The organism is Pedobacter deserti (assembly GCF_024436415.1).
Lineage (GTDB): Bacteria > Bacteroidota > Bacteroidia > Sphingobacteriales > Sphingobacteriaceae > Pedobacter > Pedobacter faecalis.
In genome coordinates this window covers 358,051-370,284 of sequence record NZ_JAFMZQ010000002.1, presented here as the reverse complement: position 1 = coordinate 370,284, position 12,234 = coordinate 358,051, and the positions used below count along the sequence as shown (strand labels likewise).

At 49.7% G+C, this 12,234-nt stretch carries 10 protein-coding genes; 2 read left to right on the top strand and 8 right to left on the bottom strand.

The window, feature by feature from the left end; translation table 11 throughout:
* Positions 1–1,488, bottom strand: a complete 1,488-nt coding sequence (locus J3P40_RS16730; protein WP_256007412.1) for a PhoX family protein — start codon at positions 1,486–1,488, stop codon at positions 1–3.
* A gap of 122 nt (positions 1,489–1,610) precedes the next feature.
* A complete protein-coding gene (locus J3P40_RS16725; protein ID WP_256007411.1) occupies positions 1,611–3,053 on the bottom strand; it encodes a phytoene desaturase family protein in 1,443 nt (480 codons plus the stop codon).
* A gap of 100 nt (positions 3,054–3,153) precedes the next feature.
* On the opposite strand from J3P40_RS16725, the gene J3P40_RS16720 reads away from it, so the two are divergent.
* The gene (locus tag J3P40_RS16720) at positions 3,154–4,044 is read left to right on the top strand and encodes an aldo/keto reductase (protein WP_256007410.1); all 891 of its coding nucleotides are present in this window, start codon (positions 3,154–3,156) and stop codon (positions 4,042–4,044) included.
* Positions 4,045–4,082: 38 nt separating this feature from the next.
* On the opposite strand, the gene J3P40_RS16715 is transcribed toward J3P40_RS16720, so the two are convergent.
* The 6 genes from J3P40_RS16715 to J3P40_RS16690 all read right to left on the bottom strand — a co-directional run bounded on the left by J3P40_RS16715 (position 4,083) and on the right by J3P40_RS16690 (position 11,054).
* Positions 4,083–4,655 (bottom strand): DUF4199 domain-containing protein, encoded by a 573-nt coding sequence (locus J3P40_RS16715; protein WP_256007409.1) that lies wholly within the window; start codon positions 4,653–4,655, stop codon positions 4,083–4,085.
* 13 nt (positions 4,656–4,668) lie between these two features.
* Complete coding sequence (locus J3P40_RS16710) at positions 4,669–5,337, bottom strand: hypothetical protein (protein ID WP_256007408.1); 669 nt, start codon at positions 5,335–5,337, stop codon at positions 4,669–4,671.
* Positions 5,330–6,601, bottom strand: a complete 1,272-nt coding sequence (locus tag J3P40_RS16705) for a dihydroorotase (RefSeq protein WP_256007519.1) — start codon at positions 6,599–6,601, stop codon at positions 5,330–5,332. Before J3P40_RS16705 ends, J3P40_RS16710 begins: the two co-directional genes overlap by 8 nt.
* A 4-nt stretch (positions 6,602–6,605) precedes the next feature.
* A complete protein-coding gene (locus J3P40_RS16700; protein ID WP_256007407.1) occupies positions 6,606–8,666 on the bottom strand; it encodes a BatA domain-containing protein in 2,061 nt (686 codons plus the stop codon).
* Positions 8,667–8,707: 41 nt separating this feature from the next.
* On the bottom strand, positions 8,708–10,210 hold the full coding sequence (locus J3P40_RS16695; protein ID WP_256007406.1) for a serine hydrolase domain-containing protein: 1,503 nt from the start codon (positions 10,208–10,210) through the stop codon (positions 8,708–8,710).
* A 61-nt stretch (positions 10,211–10,271) separates the two neighbouring features.
* Positions 10,272–11,054: a helix-turn-helix transcriptional regulator gene (locus tag J3P40_RS16690; protein ID WP_256007405.1), complete on the bottom strand. Its 783-nt coding sequence runs from the start codon at positions 11,052–11,054 to the stop codon at positions 10,272–10,274.
* A gap of 317 nt (positions 11,055–11,371) precedes the next feature.
* Between J3P40_RS16690 and hisG the strand changes: the two genes are divergently transcribed.
* Positions 11,372–12,223, top strand: coding sequence for an ATP phosphoribosyltransferase (gene hisG / locus J3P40_RS16685; RefSeq protein ID WP_256007404.1), 852 nt, complete (start codon positions 11,372–11,374; stop codon positions 12,221–12,223).
* The last annotated feature ends 11 nt before the right edge of the window (positions 12,224–12,234 follow it).

Below are 12,234 nucleotides of genomic sequence, written 5' to 3'. Positions count from 1 at the left end.
TTATCTAGCTATGCCACGTACAATAACCACTTGGCCACCTTCGCTGTTGTTTGTCAGACGGGTCGTTCCGCCGTCGGCATTGCGATACTTATTGTCTGTCCAGGTGTGCGGGTGCAGGTTCACCGCAAAAGTTCCGGGAATGCCGGTAAGATCTGACACGTCGTACATCGCACCGTATTCCCAGGTGCTCAACTGCAAGTTGTTCGCAGGGTTATACTTGGCGTTAAACGTTGCATCAGTTCTTCTGTGGTCCATCTGCAACATCGCCTTCAAGGCTTTGTTACCGATGGAAAACTGCCAGATCGTTCCATCGTGATTGTTGTTCTTGTAAAATGAATCACCGTCCTCCTGAATGTAGACGTAATTCTCGGTTACACAAACATTATCAGGGTTTACAATGCTGCTGCCCGGGTTGTCATTTCCGTCTACCGCTACCTCTAGTTTACCTTTCAGCGGATCGTTAGCGTCGAGCACAAGCTTATACACGCGGCCCCACATTGTTTTGCCTGTTACCGGGGTAATCTTATCGGCCTGGCTAACACCTGTTGCCGTGAAATAAACCTCCCGTCCATTTGCTGCGCTTCCTTTACGGTAGTCGATATCCTCTACCCTTGCCAGCATCAACGCCTTTTTGTCGATGGTTTGTTGCTGCAATTGTGCACCGGTATTTGTTTTCACATTGTCAAGTTCCACAAACTCTACATTATAGCTCTGACCTTTCACCATATTGGTCTCCACGGGATCGTTGTTATCCCGCTTCATCACGTAAAGCTTGCCATTGTTCAGGTCGCCTTGCGCGGAGACGTACATGGCCAGCTGACCATCACTCTCATCTTCACCAATAAGAATAACAGATTTGCCAGGAAAGCTACCTTTGGGTAGAGGCACGGCATTTTCAGCGCTCCAGCGACCCAGCGCCTGCAGGGTACGCTGATTATTCTTTTTGTCGGCCGGCGCCAGAGGATCTATGGCGTGGATCATCGATTCTGCACCACTTTCTCCAGCGGTAAGAAAGACTGGCTTGGCGAAACCATGCTCCTCCGGTGTTGCCATGGTAGCTGAGCAAAGGCGCGTCATACCACCATCGGAATCAACAATATACTCACCCTTCACAGGCTTGAAGTTTTTATCCAGGTATACGCGTGAAACCGATTGCAGTATCTCATGATTGTTGATCATGATAAATCCATTTCCTGCGGGGTCTTTAAGGATACCGGCCCCATCGGGCTGTGCACCGAAAATGAAGTTGGGCGATTCAGGAAGTACGTCGTCACTGCTGATCAGCGTCGTGATCTTCAGGCTTTCAAAACCGGGCATGGTTTTGAGTAGCGAGGGGTTGACAGAATAGTCTTTCAGTTCAACCGGGACGATAGGGTTGGTATCATCGTTCTTTTCCTTGTCCTTTTTACAGGCACTAAGCATGATTGTTGCAGTAAAAGCAAACACCGCTGCGTGAAGCGTGTGTCGGTTAAGTAGGTTTTTTGTCATGTCTGATGTTATATGCAGACAAACCTAGGGTACCGGTATAACCTCAATTTAAAAATGATGTTAAAAATAACTCCGTTTAGGGCAAACGAGGAGCGTCAGCGCAGGCCAAAGTCCGCCTCCTGTTAAAGGTCGCTCAGATGAATGGAAAAAACATCCTTAAGTGCCCGCTTTGCGGCATGATAGCCACACATGCCATGAACGCCTCCTCCCGGCGGCGTAGAGGAAGAACAGATGTAAAGGCCTTTGGCCGAACTGCGGTATGGAGACCAGCGCAGCGCCGGTCTGGTAAATAGCTGACCCAGGTCGATCACCCCCCCGTTGATATCACCGCCGATATAATTCGGGTTGTATTCCTGCATCTGCGCCGTATTCATCGTATGGCGGCCCAGGATCCGGTCGCGAAAACCTGGGGCGAACCGCTCCACCTGGCCTTCTATAGCTGTAGTCATGTCTTTGGTCGAACCATAAGGTGCGTGGCAATAGGCCCAGGCGGTGTGCTTACCTGAAGGTGCACGCGAGTCGTCGAACAGACTTTGCTGGGCAAGGAGTACAAAAGGCTTATCTGCATGCTTGCCCTGCCAGCATTCCCGCTCCGACAACTCAATTTCCTCCATGGTATTGCCTATATGAACGGTTCCTGCACGTCTCGCTTCTGCTGCTGTAAAAGGAACAGGGCCATCCAGTGCCCAATCTATTTTAAATACCCCCATACCGTAACGGTAACGCTCGAGCTGCCATTTGTAGATGGTCGAAAACCTGTGTCCGGCAATCTGCAGCATTTGCCGGGGGGTAACATCAAAAAGAACCGTCTTGGCGGTTGGAAGTTCATCCAAACTGCGTACATACCAGTTGGTTTCGATGCGTCCGCCCAGACTGAGGAAGTAAGAAGAAAGCGCAGCGGCTATTTCGTCCGAGCCCCCAGCAGGCACGGGCCAGCCTTTGAGGTGTGCCGCAGCCATAAGTACCAGGCCAATCGCCGAGGTACTAAGATTACTGAGTGGTTGTATGGAATGCGCGGCCATACCGGCCCACAAGCCCCGCGCCTTTGCCGTTTTGAAACGCCGCGACAGATAAGTGGCAGATGTGAGTGCCTTTAAGCCAAATGAGGCCAGCTTCAATGGATGCTTCGGAAAACGAAGCGGCCCGAGTACATCAGCCGCCAGATCGGGCCAGTCTTCCACAACAGGTCCCATCAGTTTTAAATACCTGCGCTCGTCGGCGCCCAGGCAGCGGGCTGTATCTGTCAGCGAACTGCTCAACACGGCCGCCGTCCCGTCGTCGAACGGATGGGCGGCGGCCAGCTCCGGGTACAGGTAAGTTAACCCATGGTCGGACAGTGGCAGTGTCTGAAAGAAAGGTGAACCCACAGCAAGTGGGTGTATCGCCGAACATACGTCATGCATAAAACCCGGAAGGGTGAGTTCGGCCGACCGCAATCCGCCGCCTGTCTTTTCCTTTCCTTCAATAAGCAGCACCGAGAGCCCTTCCTGCTGAAGGGTGATGGCGGCAGCCAGACCATTCGGCCCGGATCCTACAACAATGGCATCGTACGCGGTTTTGCTCATGGCTCAATATCTGGGTGATTGCTTAGTGCCTGGTGAAGATAACCAAAATCTCTTCTGGCCCGGTTTATGAGTTGATTTTTTTCAATAGATTTGAGATGTTATGCAAAAGATATACATGGGAGACGCAGGCCCGAAAGTTTCGCCTGCCGTTTATGGTTTTTACAGATGGGATGACGTGGCCGACACATCAAAAACGTTGCGCAGGATTGTGGAACTCTGCCTGGAGCTCGGCATCAACACCTTTGAGCACAGCGACCATTACGGGAATTTTACCTGCGAAGAGTTGTTCGGCAACCTTATACAGGAGGGCGTAGTAAAACGCTCGGAAGTTGTGTTGTTTACCAAATGCGGATTAAACGTTCCGCATGCCGAAAATCCTGGCGTGCGCATCAGGCATTATAACACCTCCGCCAGCCAGATTACCAGCAGCGTAGAGCGTTCCCTGAAGAAGCTTAAGACAGATTACCTGGATATCCTGCTGCTCGACAAGCTCGACCCGATCTCTAACCTGGAGGAGACCGCCCTGACACTGGAAAAGCTTAAAGACTCCGGAAAAATAAAGAACATCGGCGTTGCTAATTTTACGGTATTCCAGCACCAGTTGCTGGCTTCATACCTCAACAAGCCGATCGTAACCAATCACATTGAACTTAACCTGCTCAACACGAAAGCTCTGGAAAACGGGCAGATCGACTATATCAAACAGCGCTACATGCGTCCTCTGGCTTATGCCCCCCTTGCTGAAGGACGGATCGCTGAGGGCAAAGATCCTCAGGCCGTAGCGGTAAGGAAGAAACTTGAGGAACTGAGCAGCAAATACAACGCAGACATCGAATCACTAGCCATTGCCTGGCTTAACAAGCTGGGTGCCCTGCCACTGATCGGAACACGCAACGAACAGCGCATCAGGAATATTGCCAATGCATTTTCGATCGATCTGGACCATCAGGACTGGTACGATCTGTATAATGTATCTACCGAAGGAGCATAAAAAAGCCGGTCTTGGGACCGGCTTTTTTTAAATAAATTTTATTCCTCGTCGAACTGCAGATGCGGCGGAGGACTCTTTTTAAAGATAGCTGCAAAGATCAATGCTCCTATAAAGTACATCACCAGTTGTATACCCAGGCCTACCACCATCTGTGAAAAACTTGGGTCGAACTGCTTTTCCATATCGGCACTCTGCTTGCGCATAGCTTCATCGATGTCGTCCTGATCCATGTTCATCGACTTGAGCATTCCCTCAGTCTTTTCATAGATAATTGCCTTCATACGTTCCGGGTATGTAGTATCAATATATTTCCCAAAGGCTATGGTAAAGAAGTAGACCACTACCGCTGAAATCATAAACATCACAAAAATGTGTGTAAGCGCCTGCCCGAAGGTCCAATATCCTCCGATCTTTTTACGCATGTCCAGGATCAGCGCTATGGCAATAAGCAGACCCACGATCATCTGGCCTATAAACATGATCGTCGATCCCATCATATCGGGAAGGACATAGTTGGTGAAAAGAAACAGGACAATACTTACCGCAGCCATAATAAGCCCGTTTTTAATAGATTCCTGTTTGATATTGACGTTCGTCGCAGTTGTTTCCATAATTTCTTTCAGATTACTTATTAAAGTTAGCAATCAATGCGTAAACCGCCACATCAAAAATTTTATTTTCACTGTACTTTTCGATCTCGCTTTCCAGTTTCAGATCACCTCCCGGCTCTAAGAAGAAGCTCATGAACGAAACAAACAGTTCCTTGATCTCCTCCGTCTCCGGGATTTGCGATGCATGCCTGCAGATGTCCTGTACGCTGCTTTCTGCAAGCTGCTGATTGCTGATCAGCTCCTCGTAAATGTGGAACTCATCCTGAAACTCGTCCTCTTCCACCAGCAAAAACTCCTTCAGGAAGTCGCCAAGTTCCGGCTCTATATCCTCATCGTGACATTCATTGATGTACAGCAGCAGGTTAAGCAGTTCAGTACCCCGGTCGAGCGTCTGTTCCTCAATAGCTTCCCACTCTGGTGAATCGAGGTAATCTTCCTCCAGTTTCTTTACATCGCTTGCAAAAAAATTGATCATCAGCAAATCAAAATAGGTTTCCCGAAGCTCTTCAAAAGCCGGGTAATCGTCCATAGCCGCATCAAAGGCATCTACCTTTTCCATAAAGCCTGCTTCCATGTCGAACACGCCGACCAGTTTATCCATTAGGCTAGCAGATTCCTGACCGCTTACCCGCGTAAAGCATTCCAATGATGCCGTCAGAGCGGCCTTTACATGATTATCCATAGGTTTCTATTTGATTATTGTTGCATACCAACCTCACCTTACCGGTAAGCGTTTTGTTCATCAGCGGCGTGTTGGCGGATTTTGAACGGTTATTCTCTTCTGTATAGGTCCACTCCCCGACAGGATCGTAAAGTACCACATTAGCGGCGGTATCCTCGGTGATGACCGGGACTTCCAGCTTAAGGAGGTTCCTTGGATTCAGGGCAAGCACACGTGCAATCTCCTCTCCTTCTAGTCCGGCCTGAAGTAATAAAGAGAGCGTAGTTTGCAATCCCGTAACCCCATAAGAGGCAATTTCAAACTCTACTGCCTTAAATTCGATCTCATGCGGACGATGCTGCGATACCACCGCGTCTATCGTTCCGTCTTTCAATCCACGCCGCAAAGCCTCTACATCTGCCTGGCCCCGCAGCGGTGGCTTTACTTTATAATTGCTGTCAAAATCGTTCAGCAGTTCCTCTGTCCACACCAAATGATGTGCAGCTACATCGCAGGAGACCTTCAGGCCCTTAGCTTTAGCGCTCCGCATCAGTTCCACAACACCTGCGGTTGATATGGTGCTGATGTGTACCGGCGCCTCGTAGTGTTCGGCAAGGAACAGGTCGCGGCTAACGTGCATTTCCTCGGCCAGGGCCGGAATGCCTTTCATGCCCAGCAGCACACTTGTGCCGCTCTCATTCACCTGAGATTTACCGGCTATCGACTTATTCTCCGGGTAGGTCATAATAAGACTACCAAAACCTTTGGCATACTGCATGGCCCTGCTCATGAAACCATCATCAGCAATCGGCTTATCGCCATCCGTAAAAGCAACCGCCCCTGCAAGCTTCATATCGTACATCTCTGCGAGTTCCTTGCCTTCGCGGTTCTGGCTCACTGCACCAAGCGGGTACACGCTCACCAAACCACCACTGGCGCGGTTCTTTATATATTCTACCTGAGCTTTCGATTGCACGACCGGCGCCGTATCGGGCAGTACAGCAATACCCGTGAAGCCCCCTGCCGCCGCCGCCGCAGTGGCCGTAGTGATGTCTTCACGCGTTTCATAACCCGGATCGCCTACGGAACAGTTGAGATCAAAGAACCCGGGAGAGAGCACCAGACCTTTGCCTTCTATCACCTCAACATCGTTTGTGACATCTGCGGCAGTACCCGCCGCGGACACTGCCGTAATCCTGCCGGCCTCTATACGCACATCACATTGCTGCCCGTTATATTTGCTGTTCGGATCGGCTATCGTTACGCTCTTTAAGAGAAGGTTCATCATACTAAATTATCGTTTTATTTACTTGTTTGTTGCTTGCATCATAAAATCGGATCAGCAATACCTCTGCGATCAGGCAAAGTATCGCGAAAATAGCACAAAGTTTCCAGAACTCTGTAGCTTCGCCCCTGGTATGTATGCTGATGGAGCCGGTATCGGTTTTCGCATTCAAAAGACGCCCATGTGCCTTACCCGCCAGCGTGCGCAGCTCACTATCGGACGCATAAGTCATGTCCGACTCCAGCCGGTTGTCGTTAAAAGCCATTACTGCCAAGGTAGAATCGCCGAGTTTCAGATCGTAAAATCCCGCCTCGCGAATCTGGTCGGCCACGTACAAGGTTGTTTTACCCGGGCTCTGCCGTACCTCCGGGATCACCTCAAAAGTGCCTGTCGACAATCTCGGTACCTGCTTGTCGGGCAAACTGATTCTTCTAGTCTCGAGCAGATTGTCGCGCCCCGCAATATAGAACAGTGGCTGCGGCCTGGAACTGCTAAACGCAGCCTTAAACATCAGTGGCAGAAAAATCGGATGCCGGGCCAGGTTGCTATCCTCCTCACTTAGCGATACCGCGGAGAGGTATACACGCCCGTCCCCCAGAAGATAACCTGAGAGTAAACCTCTGTTCAGCGGCAGGCTCAGGATATTTTGTCGGCCCAGCTTTCCTGCAGGACCATACTCGAAATACCGCGTGACCTGCGGCAGATCCATTTGGGCAGGTATCTGCTCAAACACATCATCAAACAGCTCACTGCTCAGATCGGCAGAACTGCGCAGTGAGGCTTCCTTGTGAAGTTCTTTTACCTGTGGCAATGAAAGTCCCGCCAGAAAGGCATTGTACACGGGGGGCTCTATCTCGGTATCCGGAAAAATAATCAGGGAAGCCCCGCTCTGCACCTGTGTTTTCAGCTCTGCGGCCATCCCGGCAGAAAGGTGCTTTAGGCCGGACACCACGATAAGGTGATAATTGCTAAGTGCAGAATACTGGATGTTGCCTTCCGGCATCTCCTTAAGCTCAAAGTATGGATCTGCTCCGAAAAGGGAACGGATCACGGGACTGGACAAATCGCCGCTGATGTGCAGTACAGGCATTTTTGTGCTTACCGGAAAACTGAAGTTCAGTACGTCGTCGAAGGTAAGCGGATAATCCGTGATGCGAAGTTCTGCCTTTTGCCAGCCTGCATTGAGGCCGCTGAACGATAAGGTGTCTTTTACTGTTCGTAAGGCGGGAACGGATACCGTTCGTACGGCTTTCTGCCGACCGCCTATACTAAGTTTCAAGGGTACCTGCTCGGCGTCCTCCATTCCGAAATTTTTAAGTTGAACAACGAGTTGCACAGGCTGGCCGGACCGCTGTACAGGCGACAAGCTCCAGAGGGTGTCGACAGCTATATTCGGCTGACTGTTGGCGTCCAGCTTTACAAAATGATAACCGGCAGCCGGCACGAATCCGGCAACCGGTTTCTTCCCTAAAAAGCTCTTTTGAAAATCGGACAAGAGGTAAAACACCTGGTTTTGTCCTTTAACCGCGTCAGTTTGCTGACGGTAGATGACCTGCTGCAAATTTCGGGAGGAAGGCGAGATATTCACTTCTCCCAGCAGATCGATGAATTCCTGGCGGTCGACCAGCCGCTGGTGCCTGCCCTCAAAATCATTGGTAATGAGTTGAAACCGGTCGTTCAGTCTGTACGTCTTGGCAATCTCCGCAGCTTTTCGCTTAGCTTCGTCGAGTAGCGTACCCTCCGGGTTCAGCGTTTGCATACTATAGGAATTGTCGACATAAACACTCACCACCGTACGCGCATCGGGACTGACCGCCTGGTCACCCGCTGATATGTAAGGACGGGCAAATGCAAGTACAAGAAACACGATGGCCAGGATCCGACTCAACAGCACGAGCCGGTGTTTCAATTTCCTGCCCGTTGCCTGCTCCTGCTGCAGCGACACCAGAAACTGGACATTACTAAAATAAACGCGCTTTAACTTCCTGAAATTGAAAAGATGAATTACAATAGGAATTACTATTGCCCCCAGTGCGAAAAGGAAACCTGGATATAGGAAATTCATTAAAAATCAAAGGTAAGTATTCGGGCTTAAGTTTGGTAAATTTATTGCGTGGTACTTTCAAGGCGCCGAAGTGCCTTTAACGAATGCTGGTTGCCGGGGTTAAGTTGTACCGACTTCCGGTACATATCAAGCGCATCGGCCTGCTGCCCGATTTGCTCCAAAGCCTCAGCATAACTGTTAAAGGCATTGTCGCTTGCCGGGAATAAAACACAGTTGATCTTGAAGACCTCAAGAGCCTTTTGCTGGATCTTATCGCTCAGCAGGGCGTACCCCAGGTTGTTTATGTCGTTTTCGTTCAGGGTATAGTTAAGCGTGTCATTGCGAAGCTTCATGAGTAGTTTCGCTGCAGCGTCAGCCTTCATTGTCATGAGCCAGCGACCGTACAAGCGGGCAAGATTCTTTTTTGAGGGTACAACCTGCCGCCCGTTCAGCAGCCGTAGACCGTTCAAGGCATTATTATAAATTCCTTCACTGCCCATATTGTCTAGAATGATCACCGTTGACGCCGAGCTGGGATCAAACAAAAGGATAGTGACCGCACCCGACATTCCGCCCGCATGGAACACCGTTCCCGCTCTGGGGCCTTGGTTGAAGACAAACCATCCCAAGCCGTTTACGGTGCTGCCCATACTTCCAATGTTCATCCATACGGCATTTGGCCGACCGTTCTGTAAACTGGTGCCTGCCGTCGCATGAGTCACCATAGCCGGGGACACCAAACGTCCGCCGAAAAATGCCTGGCTAAATCTGAGCAGATCCCGGCATGTGCTGACAATGTTACTATGCCCGTAAGCGCGTTCCGTATAGTCGCCCCCACTATTGTCTACCCTTTCACGGTATGGCGCATACCTTTTAGGGTAGTCATAATTGCGTGCCTGCCAAATTCTCTCGTCTTTTTGCGACATGCGGAGATAGGTATGCTCCATGCCCGCAGGGCTCCATATATACCTATTCAGATAATCTGGAAAACCGAGACCAGACACCTTTTCGACCAAAGTAGCTAGCAATTCGAAGCCAAGATTGCTGTACCACCACTTTTCACCAGGCTTTAGCTTTAACTTCACTTTCGCTTCAGCAAGCATAGCTACGAGGTCGGCGTTGCAGTGTCGGCGCCCCAGCCTGCGTTCAAAGGCTGCCTGGGCGTCCGACAAATCCTGATCTGAAAGCCCGGAACTGTGAGAAAGCAATTGCGCGATCGTAATATCTTTGTATGGAAACTGAGGGAAGTAATGGGAGAAGCGCTCACTCAGATTCAGCTTTCCGGTTTCAGCCAGTTGCATAATGGCGACAGCAGTAAAAGGTTTTGATAGAGAGGCCAGCTGAAATGCTGTAGCCGCTTCATTACGTCGCTTATGTTGTATGCTGGCCCAACCAAAATATCGCTCATAAAGCACCTGTCCTTTGGACGCCACCAGTACACCCCCGTTCAAGCGGCCCTCGGCCGCCAGGCTGGAATAGAAGCTATCAAGCCTAGCGGGTAAATGTTGCGCGGCGACATTTCCAAACAGACCAAGCATCGATAAAAGCAGAACAATTTTTTTCATGCCGTAAAACTAAGCCAGATCATACTTTAAAAATAGAACAGGATTTGCCTGCCCATGGAACTTACCAACGTTCAAAAGCCTTGGGCAGGAGGCCGGTATTCGCTTTAAACGCCCTGATAAAATGACTTTGGTCAGCAAACCCACACATTAAGGCGACAGTAGTGAGCGAATATTTGCCCGACCTGATCAGTGCAACGGCCCGGCCAACCTTCAATTTTCGGGTATATGAACTTAGCGTTCCGCTAAAATATCGGCTGAATGACTTTGAGATGGTAATCGGGTGTACGCCTGCAGCCTCCGCAATTTCAACTAGGCCAGGCCATCTGTACCAGTTATCCTCCAGAAACGTCCGTACCACAGCAACCCAATCTGGCTCCAACCTTCCCAGGGGGGCACTTGCCGCAGCCCCAAGGATCATTGTAGCCGTCTGCTGCAGATCGGCACCGGGATAAAAAAGTTCATGTAAAACTCTGATAATATCGGCCGCCTGTAACCCCCGTCCTGCTACAGCTTTTTCCAATTGTATCGGCGTTAGTCCGCTCATTAAAAAAAAATCCTCACTCAGTTCAAGATTGATGTTGCGCGAAGGAAACAGCGTATGATCATTTCGGTGAAGTTCCCCATGGTGGTAGAAAACCACTTGCCCGCTGCTGAGTTGCAACTCCCTCCGTGGACGCTTTTCGAGGTTACCGCCATTGAGAACAAGCGTGAGGTGCGCACAATGGTGCGAATGCCAGCCTGAATATACGGGCTGCCTGTAGCTCGTATCAACAATCGTAAGGCCGTCTGACTCAAACCGCGTTATGTTCTCCCCAAGATATTCACCTTTGCCTAGTGTGACCATCGACGCTAAGATAAGAACTTTGCGTCGGGATATGGCAAGCATACCGGCAATAGTCAGTACCTGGGTGAATTAGAGATTCCGCCGATTTAATTGTGAAAAGCTGTTTTGATTTCACAAAGCGTTTTTTATATTTGCATCGCCTCGGAGATGCTAGTCATTGTTGATAAGGAACTTAAATAAGTTATGAATACAATTTTGAACCATCACTTACATTTTCATCATCGCCTGGCGGCGATGTAATATGTAATGTTTTGTACTTCAAAACTTGTTTCGACTTTATTTCTTGTTCATTAATTCAATAATTCTAAAAGCATATAGTGAAAACACTCAAAATAGCTATCCAGAAATCGGGTAGATTAAACGAAAAATCAGTAGAGATCCTTAAAAATTGTGGTTTGTCTTTCGAGAACTACAAGAGCTCGTTAATATCCTCTGTCACCAATTTTCCGCTGGAGATACTCTTCCTTCGTGATGATGATATCCCGGAATATGTGCAGGACGGCATTGCCGATCTTGGTATTGTTGGTGAAAATGTGATTGTAGAGGCGGGCGCTGAGGTGACCTACCTGCAGCGGCTTGGCTTCGGTAAATGCACCCTGAAGATTGCCGTGCCTAACGACAGCAGCATTACCGAGGTGAGCCAGTTGAAGGGCAAGGCGATTGCAACCTCCTACCCGGTTATCCTGGAGAAGTACCTTAAGGAAAATAATGTGGATGCTGAAGTGCGCACCATATCCGGATCGGTAGAGATCGGCCCGGGCCTGGGGTTAAGCGATGCGATCTGCGATATTGTGTCGACCGGCGGAACACTGAAAAGCAATGGTCTGAAACCTTTCTCGGAAGTGATGAAATCGGAAGCCGTGCTGATTGGCAAGGAGGGGTCTGACCTGCTGCCGGAAGTTCAGGAACTCCTGCAAAGGATACGTTCTGTACTACGCGCCAAGGAGACAAAATATGTGGTATTGAACGTGGCAAAAAGCAACCTGCAAAAAATCGTGGACCTGCTGCCAGGCGTGAAAAGTCCGACCGTAGTGCCTTTGTTTGACGAGGATTGGGTGGCTGTGCACTCAGTCATCGCAGAGCATGATTTCTGGGAGAAAATAAACCTTTTAAAGGCAGCCGGTGCACAGGGAATAATGGTGATGCCGATAGAAAAAATCATTGCATAAGCATTAACTAT